Consider the following 20,994-nt stretch of genomic DNA (forward strand, 5'->3'; position numbering starts at 1 on the left):
AAAACGTTTTACGCCAGACAGGCTTAACTAGTCGCTAACCAATATCATACATTAACATTTTTCTTTCGTTACAAACTGAAAGATTTTAATTGGTAAGATTAGTAAAACGTTTTAATGATATTAACCAAATTAGCCATTTATGAGAAATTTCTACCTGTTAGTATGCTGCTACGTCCTACATTTTAGCGTTCAGGCGCAAGACAAAATTCCTGCATATCCTTTAATCGCACATGACACCTATTTAAGCATCTGGTCTTTCGGCGATGGACTAAACAATTCCGTTACCAAACACTGGACTGGAAAAGAGCAATCGCTTTTGGGTGTAATTAAGGTAGATGGAAAGTTTTACAGATTCTTAGGTGCTGAATCCAAAAATTACAAAACTATTCTTCCGGCAGCAGATGAAACCAGTTATCAGGCCAGTTACCTCACTAAAAAAGCAGCTGATGGCTGGAACAGTTTATCATTCGACGATAGTTCATGGAAAAAAGATGATGCGCCGTTTGGAGACGATCAAACAGCTAAAACAAAATGGAACACTGACGAGATTTACTATCGCAGAAAATTTGCTTTCCATTCCACTTCTTCGGCGAAGAAATATTTAAAGCTTAGTCATGATGATAATGTTACTGTTTACCTGAACGGAAAAATGATTTTCCAGAAAGATGGTTGGGTGCATGAGTATATTTATATCCCGATTGAAAATAACCTTTTAAAAGAAGGTGAAAATTTGTTGGCGATCAATTGTAAAAATACTGCGGGAGGAAGGCATTTGGATGCTGGAATTGTAGAAGAAATTCCTAATGGCTCCCAAGTGTTAAAAGCCGTTCAAACCAATGTTGCTGTTGAGGCAACCAACACCATTTACGATTTTAAATGTGGTGGCGTAAACCTAAAGGTAACTTTTACTTCTCCGTTATTATTGAACAATATTAAACTAACAGCCAGACCAATTAGTTATATCAGCTATGCTGCCAAATCTGCTGATGGAAAAGCGCATAAAGTTGATGTATATTTTAGTGCATCTTCAAATTTGGCAGTAAACACGCCGAATCAATCGGTTTCTGTTTGGAAAAATACCACTAACAATCTGTCGATTTTAAAAGCAGGTACAGTTGAACAACCAGTACTGAAAAAGAAAAATGATGATTTAAGAATCGATTGGGGTTATATGTATGTTGCGGTGCCGACAAAATTTGGTGCAAAGCAATACATCGGTAATCAAATCGACAACCTAAACAGTTTTAAATCGGCTAAATATCCTCAGCAAAGTCAGGCGTTAAACGTAAAAACACAAGACTTGAGTACGGTGATACCTTTTGGCACCGTTGGTCCAAAATCAGTTGAAAAATATGTGATGCTGGGTTACGATGATTTGAAATCTATAGAGTATTTCGGCGATCAGTTATTACCAATCTGGAGAACATCAGCATCAAGTACTTTCGAAAATCAACTTACACAGGCTAATAACGATTATGCAACTTTAAAAGCAAAAACAAAAGCTTTTGATGCGAAGTTAGTTGCCGATGCACTAAAAGCTGGTGGTAAAGAATATGCTGATTTATGCAAGTATGCTTACCGCCAAAGTATTGCGGCGCACAAGATTGTTTATGCACCAAATGGTGATATTTTATTTTTATCGAAAGAAAATTTTAGCGGAGGCTTTATCAACACGGTGGATGTAACTTATCCCTCAGCACCACAGTATCTGCTGTATAATCCTGAATTGTTAAAAGGCATGCTGAACGGCATATTCTACTACTCAGAAAGTGGGAAATGGAAAAAAGATTATCCTGCCCATGATATTGGTACTTATCCTGTTGCCAACGGTCAGATTTATGGGGAAGATATGCCGGTGGAAGAAGCCGGTAACATGATCATTTTAGTTGGCGCAATTGCCAAGGCCGAAGGAAATGCAAGCTACGCAGAAAAGCACTGGAAGGAAATGTCGAGATGGGCAGAGTACTTATTAAAAGAAGGATTTGATCCGGCAAACCAGTTGTGTACAGATGATTTTGCCGGTCACTTAGCCCGTAATGCAAATTTATCGGTGAAAGCAATTGTAGGTTTGGGTGTTTACGCCCAGCTGGCTCAGCAATTAGGGAAAACGGAAATCGCCACCAAATATAGAAGTGCGGCTTTGGATATGGTTAAGAACTGGCAGAAATTGGCTGATGCGGGAGATCATTATGCCCTAACCTTTAACGATAAAAATACCTGGAGCCAAAAATATAACCTCGTTTGGGATAAATTACTGAAGTTAAATTTATTTCCTAATGATGTTTATCGCAAAGAAATCAACTACTATTTAACCAAACAGAACACTTTCGGCTTACCGCTTGACAGTCGTAAAGCTTACACCAAATCGGATTGGATTATGTGGACTGCAACGTTAACCGATAATCAACCGGAATTTCAAAAATTTATAAAGCCCATTTACAAGTATGCTGCTGAAACTACTGATAAAGTGCCGTTAAGTGATTGGCACGAGACCATATCAGGAAAAAAAGCAGGCTTCCAGGCCAGGAGTGTTGTAGGTGGATATTTTATCAAAATGCTGGCCGATAGCTGGGGAATTAAATAAACCATAAAGTACTAACCAACATATAAAAAGAACAAGCAAAAAGAATAACTAATCTATCTGAAAAGATAACTAACCAAGTACAAAACCAACCATTATGAACAAAAAATTTACTAGGCTCATTAAGCTAAGGCTTATGACTAAAGAGAGCGCCTGCAAGTTAGGTGCACTTTCTCTGGCACTTGGATTAACATTTAATGCATCAGCGGGTGCAATAAATATTAATACTTCACCAATGGCAACGAAGGAATCAAAGCGTCCTGCCGCCGATATTGTAATTAGAGGTATAATTAAGGATGAAACCGGAACACCAATTCCTGGGGCAAGTGTTAAAGTAAAAGGCTCTTTAGTAGTTGCCGCTACGGATGTAAATGGAGCGTTTAGCATTAGTGTACCGTCAGAATCTTCAGTACTTATTGTTTCATATGTAGGCTACGAGGCGAAAGAAGTAACTGTGGGTAACCAGAAAAATTTGAACATTCAATTGGCGCCAAGTTCTAATTCACTAGAAGAGGTTGCGGTGGTAGGTTTTGGTACGCAGCGTAAAGTATCATTAATTGGTGCCCAGTCTACCATTGATTCGAAAGAACTTAAGATTCCAGTAGCCAGTGTTACCCAATCGCTAGCTGGTAGAATTGCAGGTGTAGTTGGTGTACAGCGTACGGGTGAACCAGGAAGAAGTGCAGCAGATATCTGGGTGCGTGGTATCTCTACCTTTGGTGGCGGCAGCAGCTCGCCATTGGTATTAGTAGATGGGGTTCAACGTAGCATTGCCAACATCGATCCTGAAGATATTGAATCATTTACAGTTTTAAAGGATGCGTCAGGAACAGCTGTATATGGTGCCCGCGGTGCTAATGGTGTAATCATTGTAAATACGAAAAGAGGTAAAGTTGGAAAACCATCAATCTTTTTTGATTATAATGAAGGCTTAAGCACATTTACTCGCCATCCAGAAGCCTTAGATGGTGTAACTTACATGAATCTTGCTAATGAGGCTTTAACTGGTCGCGGTCAGGCCGCAAAATATTCGCAAGATTATATCAACCGTACGGCTTCTGGTGTCGATCCGTTGGTTTACCCAAATGTAAACTGGATGAATGAATTATTTAAAGACTATAGTCGTCTCCGTAGGGCCAATTTAAATGCTAGTGGTGGTGTAGATAATGCACAATACTATGTGTCATTAGCGTATTATAACGAGAAGGGTTTCTTAAAAACATCCGATTTAGCGTCTTATAATACAGATATGGATTATAAACGTTACAACTTTACCAGTAATTTAAATTTGAAACTTACCGGAACAACTAAACTAGATTTAGGCTTGCAGGGGTTTGTTTCTGCTGGTAACTATCCTGGGGAAACAACAGAATCGATTTTCGGTTCAGCCTTAGATGTATCTCCTGTTGAGTATCCAGTAATTTATCCAGGCGGATTGGTTCCAGGACGTTCTTCAAATGGTGGTTTCCGGAATCCTTATGCCGATTTAACTCGTCGTGGCTACAGAACGGAATATGGCAATCAGCTTTATAGTAATTTAAGAATTACCCAGGATTTAAAAATGCTTACTGAAGGATTATCTGCTTCCGTAATGGCAGCGTTTGATAATGCAAGTAATAATTCTATAAAACGCTCAAAACGCGAAAGCACGTTCTTTTTAAGAGATATTAATAACCCTTATAAAGCAGATGGATCATTGGATTTAATTCAGAGTTTTACCAGTTCACAAAATTACTTGTCTTATGAACCTTCAAGAGGTGGTAACCGTAAGTTTTATGCTGAGGGTTCAATTAATTATGATAGAGCATTTGGCAAACACCGTATTGGCGGTTTAGTTTTAGGTTATTCAGAAGATCGTACAGAACCTTTCGCCGCTAATTTTGCCTCATCGATTCCTTTCCGTCAGTTAGGATTAGCCGCTAGAGCGACCTATTCTTATAACGATCGTTATTTCGCTGAATTTAACTTAGGTTATAATGGCTCAGAATCTTTTGCGCCAAATAAACGTTTTGGTACTTTTCCGGCATTTGGTTTAGGATGGATTCCATCAAATGAAAAATTCTGGGAAGGCATGAAAAACACCATATCGTTCTTGAAATTTAGATACTCTGATGGGGTTACCGGTATCGGTGATTTACCTGGTCGTCGTTTCGCGTATTTAACATTAGTATCAGATAATGGAGGAGCGCCAGATAATGTGCAAGGTTATCAGTTTGGACAAAACTTTGCAAACCCAGGTGGAATTAACGTTACCGATTACGGCGTTGATGCAAGTTGGGCTGAATCACGCAAGCAGGATTTGGGTATGGAGATTAGAACATTAAATGATAACCTTTATTTAATTGTCGATTTATTTAAAGAATATAGAACAGGAATCTTTTTTCAACGAGCATCAATTCCAGGTTATATTGGTCTAACCAATCAGCCTTTCGGGAATTTAGGTGTGGTTGATAACCGCGGATTTGACGCTACGTTGGAATATAACGTTAAGTTGGGTCAGGTTGATGTTGGTTTTAGAGGAACTTTCACTTACAATAAGGATAAAATTGTAGAAGATGATCGCCCTGCGCAACCTTACCCATGGATGAACCGTATCGGTAACAACGTTTTAGGAAGATATGGATATCTTGCTGAGAAATTATTTGATACACAAGCAGAAATTGATGCCAGTGCAACTCCTGGATCAAAAGCTTCTATTCGCCCAGGGGATATTAAGTATACCGACTTAAATGGTGATGGTTTAATTAATGATTATGATAAAACCTACATCGGTCGTGGCGATATTCCGAACAAAGTATATGGTTTTGGCCTAAATGTATCGTATAAAGGTTTTGCATTAAGCACTTTCTTTCAGGGCGTACACGGAGCCGATATTATGTTAGGTGGTTCAGGTATATTTCCATTTAATGGTGGCGGTGGTTTAAGTAATGCTTATACCATTGCAACAGATAGATGGACACCATCTAATCCTAGCCAGGATGTATTTTATCCACGTTTAGCATACGGCGAAGCGGATAATACCAACAATACTTTAGAAAGTTCTTGGTGGGTTAAAGATGTAAATTTTTTGAGGCTTAAAACGGCGCAGCTAAGTTATAACTTACCAAAAAGCTTAACCGAAAAAGTTAAAATCAAAAATGCTGCGGTTTACTTAATTGGTACCAACTTATTTACTTTCAGTGATTGGAAACTTTGGGATCCAGAATTAAATACGGGAGGTAGAGCAAATGGTAACCGTTACCCGCAAACAGCCACATTATCGTTAGGATTAAATCTTAAATTTTAAAGATTACAACAATGAAAAAAATATTATACATCACACTTGTAGCAGGTTTAACATTTGCAACATCGTGTAAAAAAGGATTTCTGGATCAAGTACCTGATGATAGGTTGACACTTGATCAAACTTTTACAACCCGTCAAACAGCTGAAAAATTTCTGGCAAATATTTACAGTCAAATTCCTGATGAATTTGGTCAGCGTAACCCAAATACGGGGCGTAATGCCGGCGTTTGGACAGGCTCATCCGACGAAGCAGAATGGGTGTGGGGTTTCAACCAGTGTAATAACATGAATATTGGTAGCTGGGATGCCAACAGCGGTTTTGTAAACGACTACTGGAACAACTTTTACCGTGGTATTCGCTCTGCCAGTTTCTTTATCGCCAATATTGATAGGGTGACGCAGGACATTACACCACAATTAACAGTACAATATAAAAATGAAGCGAGAGCACTTAGAGCCATGTATTATTTTTACCTGGCACGTATTTACGGACCAGTAGTCCTTTTAGGCGAAAGTGTAATTGAGCCTGATGCACCAACCGAAACATTAAGATTACCTCGTAGCAGCTTTGATGAGTGCATTAATTATATTGTAAGTGAGTTAGATGCAGCCGCAGCAAACCTGCCTGTTAATGCTTCGAGTAACGATAATTATGGTCGCATTACCAAAGGCATGGCTTTAAGTTATAAAGTTCAGGCATTGGTTTTGGCAGCTAGCCCATTGTATAATGGTAATACTGATTTGGCTAACCTTAAGAACAAAGATGGTAAACAATTAATCAATCAAACTTTCGATGCTTCGAAATGGAAGAGAGCTTCGGATGCGGCTAAAGCATATATTACACAGTTTGTTCCGGGTACTTACAGTTTGTTCAGAAAAAATAATGCCGCTGGTAATTTCGATCCATATTTGTCTTGTCGTGATTTATTTATTGATCGTTTCAACAATGAAATCATCATGACACGGGTTGAGTCTTCAATTGGATCTCGCCAATATGAAATGACTCCATATCATAATGGTTCGAACTCAGAGGTGCGGGGTTCGGCAGGTTTAGGTGCAACACAAAATCAGGTTGACGCATTTTTCACAGCTAATGGTCGTACCATTGATGATCCGGCTTCTGGATATGTAAGAACGGGTTCTACAAACTTTCAGGCTCCGGGAAGTCCGATTGCAACAGATACCTATAACCAATGGGTTAACCGCGAACCGCGTTTTTACGTGAATATTACCTATCATAACAGTGTGTGGTTAAACACCAGATTTGGCAATATTATTACTCAATTCAACAATAACGGAAATTCAGGCAAAGCTACTGGGGGTAATGATTATACGGTTACTGGTTATGCCGTAAGAAAAGCACAAGGTTTAGGGAACTGGAATGAAGGTAACCGTCCGGTTATTTTATACCGCGTTGGAAATTTATTCCTTGATTATGTTGAGGCTTTAAATGAATCTACGCCTGGTGATCCTGATATTTTAAATTACTTAAACCAAATCAGACAAAGAGCTGGTATTCCTCAATATGGCTCAGGCGCTGGTCAAATTCCTGCTCCGGCAGATCAGGCAGCAATGAGACAAGCCATCAGGAACGAGCGCCGATCAGAATTGGCTTTCGAAAACGTAAGGTATTTTGATACCAGAAGATGGAAAATAGCTGAAACTACCGATAACGGGCCAATTTATGGCTTAAATATCACTCAGAATTTACCGGCTTTCTTAACCGTAATTCCTTTTGAAACGAGAACGTTTACAAAAAGACATTATTTATTCCCAATCCCTGCAAAAGACGTTAACTCTGATGATTTAATGGTGCAGAATCCTGGCTGGTAAATCCAACAGGTCTAAATACTAAAATCAGGTGGCGCTTACATTCATCTACTTATGTAAGTGCCGCCCTGATATCTTTTAAACCATAAGAACCACACATTATGGAAAACATCTCTATATCTAAAAAATGGCGTACATCAAAAATAATTGCTGCGTTTCTAAGTTTAATCCTGCTCATTTCCTTCAGTTCCTGCAGCAAAAAAGGCACCGAAGAACCTACGCCAAATCCACCAACCTTGCCTCCAACTGTGCCAACGAGTTTTTCTGCTGGCGATGCAACCATTGCATTTAATTCATTCAATAAAATTTACTACAGCACTGCCGATAAACTTTATTACAGTACCACAGAGCAAAAGGGGCTTGCAGCCATCTGGACGCAGGCCATTTACTGGGATATTGTGATGAATGCTTATGAGCGGACCAAAGATCCCGCTTATTACAAAATGATTACAGATATATATGACGGGGGTGCAAAACGTTTCGACAATTACAACTGGGATAATTCCGTAGAATGGTTTATTTATGATGACATGATGTGGTGGGTAATGTCGCTCACCCGTGCTTATGAAATCACTAAAAATCAAGTCTATCTGGATAAAGCCAAATCTGGTTTTGCAAAAGTTTGGAGCGGCTCTTACGATCCGGTAAAAGGTGGCATGTTTTGGGATTTTAAACACAGCGGTAAAAATGCCTGTATTAATTATCCAACGGTAATTGCGGCCATGCGATTATACAACGTTACGAAAGATGAAGCTTATCTCACAAAAGCAAAAGATATTTATGCGTGGTCTAGAATAAACCTGTTTGATATTGCGAAAGGCAGAGTGGCTGACCATAAGGTTGGCGACAATAATCCGGGTTTCGAAGATTATACATACAACCAGGGCACAGCGATTGGTGCTGCGGTAATGCTGTATAAAAATACCAATACGCAAAGTTATTTAGACGATGCCAAAATTGCTGCAAATTACACTAAAAATACCATGAGCGATCCGAGCGGGATTTTACCCGCTGAGGGAGATTGGAACGAACAAGGCGTATTAAAAGCAATTTTTGCTCAATACTTAGCAGATTTAGCCAAAGCTTATCCTGCTGGTGATTATGCAAAATGGGCTGTCTTTAATGCTAATACCGCATGGGGCAACCGGGATTTCGGCCGCGGCATTATGCACAGAAACTATAAAGTTCCCTGCCCAACAGGAATTGTTCAATCGTATGAATCGAGTAGTGCTGTTGCATTTATGCAGCTTTTTGCTCCAACTAATTAGATGCAGCTATGAAAAAGTTAAAGTTCTACGCATCAATTTCATTCTTGGCTTGGGCCTGCATTGATCAAGGTAATGTTGCTGCTCAGGTAAAATCCAAGCAAAAAACTTCCTTTCAGGTTTCTGCACCCTGGAGTCCTGATTACGATGTACGTTCAGATATCGCAATGGTGTATGGCATAAATGATGATGGCGGAAAGTTTGAAGAGCGGGTGAAGGGATATCGTGATAAAGGCTATGAAGTCCAATTCATGACTGGAATTGCCTGGGGACAATATAAAGATTACTTCCTGGGTGAATGGGATGGAAAAAATCATCTGGATGAAGGCCAGATGATGCGTAATGGCGAAACCATCTGGCATGGTAAAAATGTACCTTACATTGTACCAACGGCTACGTTTCTTACTTACATGAAAACCCATGTAAAACGGGCTATTGATGCTGGTGTAACAGCAATTTATCTCGAAGAGCCAGAATTTTGGGCCCGGGCTGGTTACAGCCAGACTTTTAAAGACGAGTGGCAAAAATATTATGGTTTCCCGTGGATGGCTCAGCATGAATCGCCAGAGGCAACTTATTTATCTTCTAAATTGAAATATCAGCTTTACTTCAATGCGCTTAAAGAAGTTTTTAGTTATGTAAAAACATATAGTGAAAGCAAAGGTAAAAGGGTAAAATGTTTTGTGCCTACACATTCTTTAATCAATTACTCCTCATGGCAAATTGTAAGTCCGGAGGCCAGTTTGGCTAATTTGGAAGGTATGGATGGTTACATTGCCCAGGTATGGACAGGAACCTCGCGTGAACCGATTTATTATAATGGACTGGAAAAGGAACGTGTTTTCGAAAATGCCTTTCTGGAATACGGATCAATGGTTTCGATGACCGCACCAACAGGCCGGAAGATTTACTTTTTAACCGATCCTATTGAAGACAGATCCAGATCGTGGGGTGATTACAAAGTGAACTATGAGGCTACTTTCACTGCAGAATTGTTATATCCAATGGTTGATAATTATGAGGTGATGCCATGGCCGAACCGTATCTACAGAGGTAAATTTCCGGTTGAGGGAATGAAAGAACGTCAGCCGATTTCACCAGCTTATGCCACGCAGATGCAGGTAATGGTCAATTCCCTAAATCAAATGCCATTATCAAAAAACACATTAAATGGAAGTCATGGTATTGGTGTTTTGCTATCAAATTCTATGATGTTTCAGCGTTTCCCTACCCATCAGGGATATGATGATCCACAATTATCAAACTTTTATGGAATGGCTATTCCCTTGTTGAAGCAAGGTATTCCGTTAGAAACCGTGCATATTGAAAATCTTGCCAATAAAAATACCTTAAAAGACATAAAGGTTTTGATCATGAGTTATGCAAACATGAAACCTTTATCAGCTGATTTTCACCTGGAGTTGGCTAAATGGGTGAAAAATGGGGGCGTACTGCTTTATTATGGACGAGATAACGATCCTTTTCAAAATGTAAAAGAATGGTGGAACAGCAATGGTAATACTTTTAAGGCACCTTCTGAGCACCTATTTAGATTGTTGAATGTTCCACAAAGTGAGAGTGGGGGGATTTATGAGGTTGGTAGAGGTAAGGTTTATCTGATTCGTAAAGATCCAAAAGAATTTATTTTAAAAGCCAATGGCGATGACGATTTTATGGTTAATGTAAAACGAGCGTACGAGAACGATGCGAAAGCGGGTAAATTTATTATAAAGAACAACTTTGTTTTAGAGCGTGGCCCATTTGTTATTGCAGCTGTTTTAGATGAAGGTCAGAGCAAAGAACCTTTAATTTTAAACGGGACTTTTATTGATTTATTTGATCCTGCACTCCCTGTGTTAAATACGAAAACTATCCAACCCAATACGCAGGCTTACTTATTTGATGTTAACAAAACTGAAAATAAAAATAAACCGCAGGTTTTGGCAGCAGCGGCGAGAATAACCGATGAAGTTTCGGCCAAAAAATCCTATCAGTTTTTAGCAAAGAGCCCATCTAAAACAAATAGCATCATGCGCATTTTATTAGCCTGTAAACCCACAAAAATTACAGCCAGTACAGGGGGTAAAAATTTATCGCTTATGCAAAATAACTGGGATGAAAAATCGAAGACGCTTTTATTGGGCTTCGAAAATTTTAGCGAAGGCGTGAACGTTAACATCAGCTGGTAAGTTAAATACTTCATCATTTTATGCCTTCCTAAGAGAGAATAAATGAGTTTTCTGCGCTGGAAAAACATCGCTCAAGCAGTTGTTTGAGCAGAGCACATTCATTAACAAGACATTGATTTTCGCTGAGGCGAAAAATAAATACATAATTGATCAACCACACAACCACACAAATGAAACTTAAATTTTTAGCCACCATTTTAATTTGTTTTGCTGCCAAAGGGTTATTGGCGCAACAGATAGATTTGGTAAATTATGTCAATACCCTTCAGGGAACAAACTCCAAACACGAACTGACCCGGGGGAACACTTATCCAACTACAGCGCTGCCTTTTGGCATGCATACCTGGACACCTCAAACGGGCAGAAACGGAGATGGATGGAAATATCAATATTTTAAAGATAAGATTAGGGGTTTTCAGCAGGCGCACCAGTGCAGTTCATGGAGTAGAGATTATGCGGTGTTTTCGTTAATGCCGATGGTTGACCAATTGGTTGTTGATGAAAATCAACGTGAAACCAAGTTTAGTCATGCCAATGAAATTGCTAAACCTAATTATTATAAGGTTACTTTAGATAATCAGATTACCACTGAAATTTCGCCATCAGAACGTGGTGCACATTTAAGATTTACTTATCCAAAGGCAAAGAAAAGTTTTCTGATTCTGGATGGATACACCCGTTTAAGTGGCGTTCAAATTTATCCGAAGGAAAATAAAATAACGGGCTATGTAAATAACGGCGAAGGTTTTAAAAAAGGATGGAAGAGTTATTTTGTATTGAAATTTGATCAACCGATTAAAGCTTACGGAACCTGGGAAAACAGAAAAAACACCATTAATCCTGATTCAACTTTGGCAGATGGACTTGGAAAGGGTGCTTATATCGAATTTAAAGCCGGTACAAAAGTTCAGGTTAAAACGGCTTCATCATATATTAGTCTGGCACAGGCCGAATTAAATTTAAAGTCAGAGCTGGGGGCTGACAAAACTTTAGAACAAACTAAAGCTAAAGCTGCATCAGTTTGGAATAAATCGTTAGGGAAGATAGTGGTTGAAGGCGGAACTAAAGCCGACATGGAGACGTTTTACTCGTGTTTTTTCAGGGCCAGCCTTTTCTCACGAAAATTTTACGAAATCGATGCGAATGGTAAACCGCATTATTTTAGTCCGTATGATGGAACGGTTCATGCAGGTTATATGTATACGGATACAGGATTTTGGGACACCTTCAGGGCCCAGTTTCCACTGAATACTTTGGTTCAACCAGAGATGCAGGGACGATACATGCAAGCAATGACTGAAGCCTATGAGCAATGTGGCTGGCTACCTTCATGGTCGTTTCCGAGCGAGGCTGGAAGCATGATCGGCAATCATGCCATTTCACTTTTTACCGATGCATGGGCGAAGGGTTTACACACTTTCGATCCGAACAAAGCTTTAGAGGCCTATCTGCATGAAGCAACCAATAAAGGGCCCTGGGGGCCTGCAAACGGGCGTGATGGTTGGAGAGAATATTATCAGTTAGGTTATGTTCCTTATCCAAAATATCGCGAAGCGACAGCAAAAACGTTGGAATATGCTTACGATGATTACTGTGGTTATCAGCTTGCAAAAATGACTGGTAATAAATTTTATATGGATATTTTCGAGCGCCAGATGTATAATTATAAAAATGTTTATGACCCCGCAACCCATTTTATGAGAGGTAAAGATGTTAATGGAAAATGGGCGCCAAATTTTGATCCGATCGAGTGGGGTGGACCCTTTACAGAAGGCAATGCCTGGCATTGGCAGTGGTCGGTTTTTCAGGATACAAAAGGATTAATTAACATGATGGGCGGCAATGAAAATTTTGTTGCTAAGTTAGATTCTGTATTTTCGCAGCCGAATAAAGTGAAAGTGGGTACATACGGTGGTATGATTCACGAGATGACGGAGATGGTAATGGCCAACATGGGGCAATATGCGCATGGCAATCAACCGATTCAGCACATGGTTTATTTGTATAATTATGCCAATCAACCGTGGAAAGCTCAGTTTCATGCACGGGAGGTAATGAGCAAATTATACAACGCGACCGAAAACGGGTATCCTGGAGATGAAGATCAGGGACAAACCTCGTCGTGGTATGTGTTAAGTGCATTGGGCTTTTACAGCGTTACGCCCGGAACAGGAGAATATGTGTTCGGTAGCCCAATGTTTAAAAAAACCACCATTAACCTGGAAAATGGGAAAAAGTTTGTGGTCGATGCTCCGGAAAATAGTGTATCAAATGTGTATATCAAGTCTGCCAGCTTGAATGGTAAATCTTACACACGCACTTTTATTACCCATCAGGATTTACTCAAGGGAGGAACATTAAAATTAGAAATGAGCGATAAACCTGCTTTGGATAAAGGTTTAACAGAAAGTGATAAGCCATTTTCATTAACAAACTAGTTTAACGTTTTAGTAATGGTTAGAAAAAATTATTTTTACAGAAATATTTAGAGAAAAGAATGGAAAAGCCTGTAGCATTAGGTGTAGATATTGGTGGCTCGCACATCACAGCCGCCTTAATTGATTTGGAAAAAAGAACTTTGATTGAGAATTCGATAAAGCGTAGTGCTGTAAATTCGCAGGAAAGTAAAGAAGTGATATTAAACGCCTGGGTGGAGATTATTAATGATGCTTTTGATGGCTTGCCGTTTGAATCAAGATTGATAGGAATCGCAATGCCGGGTCCTTTCGATTATGAACTTGGCGTTTCCTTAATTAAAGATCAGGATAAGTTTAAATCATTGTACCAGGTTAACGTCAAAGACGAATTAGCAAAGCGATTAGATATTCCATCAGAAAATATTCATTTTATTAACGATGCAGCGGGCTTTTTGCAGGGTGAAGTTTTTGCTGGTGCTGCGAAAGGAAATGCCAATGTTTTAGGACTAACATTAGGCACCGGTCTAGGCTCATCTCTTTGCATTAACCATAAAGCAACTGATGCAGCGCTGTGGAACTCTCCATTTTTAGATGGTATTGCTGAAGATTATTTAGCAACACGCTGGTTTGTAAAAAGATATTCTCAATTAAGTGGTATTAGTTTGGATGGCGTGAAAGAGTTGGTTAATGCTGCAAAAACCGATCATTTGGCAACACAGGTTTTCATGGAGTTTGGTTATAATCTGGCGCAATTTTTAATTCCAATTATTAATAAGCATAAAATTGATACAGTAATTGTTGGTGGAAATATTGCACAGGCATTTAATGAATTCTCGCCAGAACTTATTGCAACCTTAAAGGGTAATGACATCTATGCCGGAATTAAAATATCTGAATTGAAAGAGCATGCTGCGTTGATAGGTGCGGCCAGTAGATGTGATGTAAGCTTGATTTAACTGATTGCTTAGCTTATTTTACGCAATGTCCAGTGATTTTGGTAAGGTAAGTCGGTAGAATCAAAATTTCTGTATAAAATATTTAAAGATCTATCGAAATTTAGTTTTGATATCGGCATTTAATCTTGAAATTTTGAATTTCATCCGTATTTATACCTAAAAAATAGTAATTCATATAATGTTGAAATAAATTTTTGTTTTGAAAAGTAAATCTTTATTATTGTTTAATAAAACGGTTTAGTTTTAAGGGAGTGAAATCCCTTGCTTTCGAATAAGGTGTCCGCCGTTTGGTTGATACTTTTTTTAAGAATAAAAAACTAAAACGTTTTAGTGTAAATTCAAAATTAATCATTCTTCGGAGAATTTATACATTTCTGGAGCGGCGCTGCTAAGTTTGATCTGGCACCGCTGGCATTAAGTGCTTTTGGCGCAAAGGATGAGAAAGGCACAGATTGGGCACCAATGTTGGCCAAAGCCAAAACCGATTTTCCAGGTATTACTTACTAATTAAAAACAATAAATGTTAAAAATGATCTTGCGAATGCAGGCTCATTTATTTTGAAATCCATGATCATGATTAAAAAACTTTTTACGCTCCTTTTGCTCGTGTCGATCGGTACTGCGGCAATAGCACAAAGAAAACGCGACTTCACGATTACCATTGCCGATCCTTTGAATGTATTGGATGCGGAAACTAAAAGTCATTTAACTTTTGCGTTTAACGTATTATACCCTGGTTTTGCTTCGGCTGATGGCTATCGAACGAAAAGGGATGTGATGCTGGAGGTAGCAAACAATGAAACAGAAACGATCAAGGCGAAAGCAGGAGAAATAAAGGTTAACAGTGAATGGATTAAAGGGAAATCACTAAAGAAAATCAACGCCGAATTTAAAGAGGCATTGACAAAAAGCTGGTCTTTTTACAGTACTAAAAAAAGCAGGGGTTACAGGCTTACCTTTATCAGTAAAGATCCGTTACTAGATCCCATAGTGAGACAGAACCTGATCGATACCTATTTCGAAATTTATCCTACACTGGTAAAAAAATTCAATCCGAAATCAACTCATGATGTATTATTCGTGGTTGATACAGCTTACAAGGCTGTTGCAGAAGCCAGCGGAAACCGTATTTTATTTAGTGCCAATTATTTAAAAGCACATCCAACGGATATTGATGTGGTAACACATGAAACAATGCATATTGTTCAGGGTTATGGTTATAGCGCTGGTCCGGTATGGCTAACAGAAGGCATAGCTGACTATGTTCGTTACCAATATGGCGTTGATAATGTAGGGTCGAAATGGAGTTTGCCAGCTTATAACACGAAACAAAGTTACAAAAACAGTTACCGCATCACGGCCCGGTTTTTTGCCTGGTTAGAACAAAATGTTAAATCAGGCTTAGCTGCTAGTCTCGATCAGCAGTTAAGGGCACATCAGTACACCGAGCAATCGTGGGTTAATTTAACCGGCAAAAATATTGATCAGCTTTGGGACGATTATGGTAAAAATCCTGATAAGGTTAACCTAAAATATAGTGATAAAAAATCTAAGTAAATAACAGTTGAAATGAAACAATCTTTAATAAAGCTCTCTCTTTTTTGTGGTATGTTTACCATAAAGGCAGCCGCCCAGGGCGATCAACTCATAGAACGTGGTGAATATTCACTTGCTTTTATGGATAACTCAAGCATGATTTCCGAAGAGCTTGGTCAGAAATTGATAAACACATTTTTCGAAGTTTACCCTAAAATGGTAAAGGCATATAATGAAAAAGCACCTAAACGGGTTATTCTTTCAATTGATACGGGTTATAAAAAAGTGGCCATCTCTGGAAATGGAAAGATATTGATTGGCGCCAAATGGATGTCTCAGCATCAGGAGGACACTGATATTGTAACGCATGAGCTGATGCACATTGTCCAGAATTTTAAAGCGCTTGGCCCGGAATGGTTAACAGAAGGTTTGGCAGATTGCGGTAGATTTCAGTACGGTCTTAATAACGTAGCTGCCGATTGGAGTTTGCCTCCAGCTGCACCATTTCAGCACTATAAAATGGGGTACAGAGTAACTGCCCGGTTTTTGCTGTGGATAGATAAATATCAAAAACCGAATACCATTGCTATGCTTAATGCGAAACTGAAAGATGACACGTATTCATCGGCTTCCTAGAAAGAAATTACAGGAAAAACTGTCGACGAACTTTTGGCAATGTATTTGGTAAATAAAGACATCGATTAAAAAAACCAATTTTTTCAATTGATAAGAAAGGAAGTCTGCGTATGCCGAAAGGTATTTCGCAAACTTCCTTTCTTATTTTTAAGGCGGATTTAAATGCTGTTTAATCTCCCGAACAAAAATGTTATAAAAATATTTTAAGGTTTACTAAAACGTTTTACATATTATATTTATTTTGCAGAACAATATGCTAACTAAATAAGCAAACCTTTATCAAATGAAACAAAAAACATTTCTTTCCTTATTATTTATCTTCACTTGTGCAACGGTATTTAAATCGAATGCACAAGAAGTTATAAAACGCAATGGCTATACACTAACTTTCGAGAGCAACTATTCAGCACTCGATCCGAAGTTGAAAACTCGTTTAATTGAAACATTTTTTGTAGTCTATCCAAAACTGGCAAAAGAATATAATCCTAAAACCTTAAAATCTGTTAAGTTTTCAGTTGATACCGCTTACAAAGGTGTAGCTGCAACATCGAATGGAAAAGTAACCTACAGCTCAATTTGGATGGACAAACACCCGGAAGATATCGATGTGGTGACACACGAGGTCATGCACATTGTTCAGGATTATGGCAACAGTGTTGGGCCGGGTTGGTTAACTGAAGGAGTTGCAGATTATGCCCGTTACAAATTCGGCGTAGATAATGCCGGCGCTAAATGGACCTTGCCAGCACTAAAACCAGAACATACTTATAAAAACAGCTATAGAATTACAGCTCGTTTTTTTGCCTGGATTGAAAAACATGTAAAAGCAGGTACCATCAAAGCGGTAGATGCATCATTAAGAAACCATAGTTATAAACCAGAATTATGGACAACCTTAACAGGTAAAGATTTGGATGCACTTTGGGCAGAATATGTGAAAAATCCGGAACTTTAAAATTGTACAACCAAAACACATCAATAAGAATAACAAATGAAAAAATTATTTATCGCCCTGTTGAGCTTTGCAGCATCTGCAAGTTTTGCGCAAACAGTTGGTAAAATTACTGATCCGGTAGACTGGATCAATCCATTAATGGGTACACAATCCAAACCCAGCTTATCAAATGGTAATACTTATCCAGCCATTGGATTGCCTTGGGGAATGAACATGTGGACTCCACAAACTGGTAAAATGGGTGATGGTTGGGCGTATACCTATGATGCTGATAAAATCCGCGGATTTAAACAAACGCATCAGCCATCTCCATGGATGAATGATTATGCCGCTTTTTCAATTATGCCAGTTACCGGTAAGTTACGTTTTACTGATGATGAACGTGCAAGTTGGTTTAGCCATAAAGCTGAAGTTTCTAAACCATATTATTATAGCGTTTATTTAGCAGATGCTGATGTAACTACTGAAATTACACCAACAGAGCGAGCTGCTCAATTTAGATTCACTTTCCCGAAAACGGATAGTTCTTATGTAGTAGTAGATGCGCTTAATAAAGGATCATACATTAAAATTATTCCTGCCGAACGCAAAATTATAGGTTATACCACTAAATATGCCCGTGGGCCGTTGCCTAAAAATTTCAAAAATTATTTTGTTATTTATTTTAATAAAGATTTTAAACTGGCTAAAACCTGGAGCGGAAATAAACTTAAGGATAATGAACTGGAGCTGGAAAGTGATCATAGCGGTGCTATTATTGGTTTCAGTACCAAAAAAGGCGAACAGGTTACCGCTAAAGTTGCTTCATCATTTATCAGTTTTGAACAGGCAGATTTAAATTTAAAAAGAGAGTTGGCTAATGATGGCTTCGATGCAACAAAAGCTAAAGGAAGGGCAATCTGGAACAAAACCTTAAGCAAAATTGCCGTAGAAGGTGGTTCTATTGATCAGATGCGTACATTTTACTCATGCCTGTACCGTACCTTATTTTTCCCTAACAAATTATATGAGTTAGATGCTAACAATAAAATAGTGCATTGGAGTCCATACAATGGAAAAATTTTACCAGGTTATATGTTTGCTGGAACAGGTTTCTGGGATACTTTCAGAGCGTTATATCCTTTCTTAAACTTAGTTTATCCATCGATTAACAAAGAAATGCAAGAAGGTTTAATTAACGATTATAAAGAGGGTGGATGGTTGCCTGAGTGGAGCAGCCCGGGTTATGCAAATATTATGGTCGGCAACAATTCAGCGTCTGTAGTTTCTGATGCTTACATTAAAGGTTTGCGTGGTTACGATATTCAGACTTTGTGGGAAGCCTTAAAACATGGTGCAAACAATGAAGGTCCAATGGAGGCCGTTGGACGTGATGGTGTAAAATATTACAATGAATTAGGCTATGTGCCTTTCGATGTAAAGAAAAACGAAAATGCAGCTAAAACTTTAGAATATTCTTATGATGACTTCACGATTTATCAACTAGGCAGAGCGCTAAATAAACCTGCTTCCGAAATTGATATTTACAAGAAAAGAGCCATGAATTATAAAAATCTTTTCGATCCGGCGTCTGGATTGATGAGAGGTAAAAACCAGGATGGTACATTCCAAAGTCCGTTCAGCCCGTTTAAATGGGGCGGCGCATTTACCGAAGGTAACAGCTGGCATTATACCTGGTCGGTTTTCCAGGATGTTGATGGTTTAGCAAAATTGATGGGCGGTCATGATAAATTTGTAACCAAACTGGATTCTGTTTTCTCTATGCCACCAGTATTTGATGAGAGCGCTTATGGTGGTGTTATTCACGAAATACGTGAGATGCAGATTGCCAACATGGGTCAGTACGCTCACGGAAATCAGCCTATTCAGCATATGATTTACCTGTACAACTACGGTGGTGCGCCTTATAAAACACAGTATTGGGTTCGCGAAACCATGAACAGAATGTATAAAGCAACGCCTGATGGTTATTGCGGTGATGAGGATAACGGACAAACTTCTGCCTGGTATGTTTTCTCTGCGATGGGATTTTATCCGGTAACACCTGCTGTTGATCAGTATGTATTGGGTGCGCCTTTATTTAAAAAGGTAACCTTAACGTTAGAGAATGGCAAGCAAGTTGTAATTAATGCAGCAGCGAACAGCGATAGCAACCGTTATGTACAATCATTGCAAATGAATGGTAAGGCTTACAGCAAAAACTGGATCAGCCATAGTGGTTTACAAAAAGGAGCAGTGTTTAACTTTAATATGTCTGCAACGCCGAATAAAACGAGAGGTTCAAACCCGGCTGATTTTCCTTATTCATTATCAACAGAAAAATAAAAAAAATCGGACTGAAGTTTGCTACCTACAGTCCGATTTTACCCCAAAAATAAGATCAAAAAAAGAAATGGGGATTCCACATTATCGCAGAATCCCCATCATCTAAATTAACGCTCTCAATTATATAAACGTTGTAAAATGAAATTATTGCACGGCTGCAATAATTTTTTTTGCTTAAGGTGTTTTTCATTTCTGCTTTCGCTCGTTTTCGGTGGGCAACACTAATTTTAACTTAGTATGTTTATTCCATCTGCAAATTTCAATTTCAAATCCGCAGAAAAAAATTTCTATTTTTAACTCATGGAAACAACCCACCAGGATGCTGAAAAACTGGCTGCTGCAAAAGCTGCGGTAAAATTTGTGAAAGATGGTGACATTGTGGGTCTAGGAACCGGTTCTACAGCAACATTTGCCATACAGGAACTGGGAATCATGGTAAAAAACGGATTGAAAATTAAAGCTGCTGCAAGCTCTATCCATACCGAAAAGCTCGCAAAATCTTTAGGTATTGAAATTCTTCCACTGGGAGAGTTATCTTCCATAGACATCAGTATTGATGGCGCAGATGAGTTTACCGAATCATTAGATTTAATCAAAGGTGGAGGCGGAGCGCTATTCCGCGAAAAGATCATGGCTTCACTAAGTAAAAATTCAATTATTGTCACCGATGCATCAAAGAAGGTAAAAAAGCTGGGTGCATTTAAGGTGCCTGTTGAAGTTGTTCCACAGGCTTATCAATATGTGTTTAATCAAATATTGATTTTGGGAAGCAAAGCCGTTCAAAGAATAAAGGATAATGAGGTTTTCATTACCGACAATGGTAATTTCATTATTGATGCTGATTTTGGATTGATTGATGATCCTGCCAAACTTGCTTCAGCACTAAACCAGGTAGATGGTTTGTTGGCTCACGGTATTTTCATCAACCTGACTTCTAAAGTAATGATGAGTACCGGAGATCAAATCATGGTTTTCGAGTAATTTCTACCGGTAAATTAGAACTTACTGAAAACATCTAA

Annotated in this window: 12 protein-coding genes; all 12 read left to right on the forward strand. The window is 38.7% G+C overall.

Going from position 1 to position 20,994, the window contains the following annotated elements:
• The first annotated feature begins 139 nt into the window (after positions 1-139).
• The 12 genes from EA772_RS10050 (at position 140) to rpiA (ending at position 20,956) form a co-directional block, all read left to right on the forward strand.
• Positions 140-2,584 (forward strand): glutaminase family protein, encoded by a 2,445-nt coding sequence (locus EA772_RS10050; RefSeq protein WP_124912865.1) that lies wholly within the window; start codon positions 140-142, stop codon positions 2,582-2,584.
• Between the two features lie 133 nt (positions 2,585-2,717).
• Positions 2,718-5,867 carry a TonB-dependent receptor gene (locus EA772_RS10055; RefSeq protein WP_246834083.1) on the forward strand — a complete coding sequence of 1,050 codons (3,150 nt, stop codon included), beginning with the start codon at positions 2,718-2,720 and terminating at the stop codon, positions 5,865-5,867.
• Between the two features lie 11 nt (positions 5,868-5,878).
• On the forward strand, positions 5,879-7,699 hold the full coding sequence (locus EA772_RS10060) for a RagB/SusD family nutrient uptake outer membrane protein (RefSeq protein WP_124912869.1): 1,821 nt from the start codon (positions 5,879-5,881) through the stop codon (positions 7,697-7,699).
• Between the two features lie 98 nt (positions 7,700-7,797).
• Positions 7,798-8,964 (forward strand): glycoside hydrolase family 76 protein, encoded by a 1,167-nt coding sequence (locus tag EA772_RS10065; RefSeq protein ID WP_124912871.1) that lies wholly within the window; start codon positions 7,798-7,800, stop codon positions 8,962-8,964.
• 8 nt (positions 8,965-8,972) lie between these two features.
• Positions 8,973-11,150: a hypothetical protein gene (locus tag EA772_RS10070; protein WP_124912873.1), complete on the forward strand. Its 2,178-nt coding sequence runs from the start codon at positions 8,973-8,975 to the stop codon at positions 11,148-11,150.
• A 170-nt stretch (positions 11,151-11,320) separates the two neighbouring features.
• Positions 11,321-13,588 carry a GH92 family glycosyl hydrolase gene (locus EA772_RS10075; RefSeq protein ID WP_124912875.1) on the forward strand — a complete coding sequence of 756 codons (2,268 nt, stop codon included), beginning with the start codon at positions 11,321-11,323 and terminating at the stop codon, positions 13,586-13,588.
• Between the two features lie 59 nt (positions 13,589-13,647).
• On the forward strand, positions 13,648-14,523 hold the full coding sequence (locus tag EA772_RS10080; protein ID WP_124912877.1) for an ROK family protein: 876 nt from the start codon (positions 13,648-13,650) through the stop codon (positions 14,521-14,523).
• A 573-nt stretch (positions 14,524-15,096) separates the two neighbouring features.
• Positions 15,097-16,080: a basic secretory family protein gene (locus tag EA772_RS10085; protein ID WP_246834084.1), complete on the forward strand. Its 984-nt coding sequence runs from the start codon at positions 15,097-15,099 to the stop codon at positions 16,078-16,080.
• A 12-nt stretch (positions 16,081-16,092) separates the two neighbouring features.
• The gene (locus EA772_RS10090) at positions 16,093-16,695 is read left to right on the forward strand and encodes a basic secretory protein-like protein (protein ID WP_124912881.1); all 603 of its coding nucleotides are present in this window, start codon (positions 16,093-16,095) and stop codon (positions 16,693-16,695) included.
• Positions 16,696-16,978: 283 nt separating this feature from the next.
• Complete coding sequence (locus EA772_RS10095) at positions 16,979-17,650, forward strand: basic secretory protein-like protein (RefSeq protein WP_124912883.1); 672 nt, start codon at positions 16,979-16,981, stop codon at positions 17,648-17,650.
• A 36-nt stretch (positions 17,651-17,686) separates the two neighbouring features.
• Positions 17,687-19,975, forward strand: a complete 2,289-nt coding sequence (locus EA772_RS10100) for a GH92 family glycosyl hydrolase (RefSeq protein ID WP_124912885.1) — start codon at positions 17,687-17,689, stop codon at positions 19,973-19,975.
• A gap of 300 nt (positions 19,976-20,275) precedes the next feature.
• Positions 20,276-20,956 (forward strand): ribose-5-phosphate isomerase RpiA, encoded by a 681-nt coding sequence (rpiA, locus tag EA772_RS10105; RefSeq protein ID WP_124912887.1) that lies wholly within the window; start codon positions 20,276-20,278, stop codon positions 20,954-20,956.
• Positions 20,957-20,994 lie beyond the last annotated feature (38 nt).

It is taken from the genome of Pedobacter sp. G11, assembly GCF_003860265.1.
Classification (GTDB): Bacteria; Bacteroidota; Bacteroidia; order Sphingobacteriales; family Sphingobacteriaceae; genus Pedobacter; species Pedobacter agri.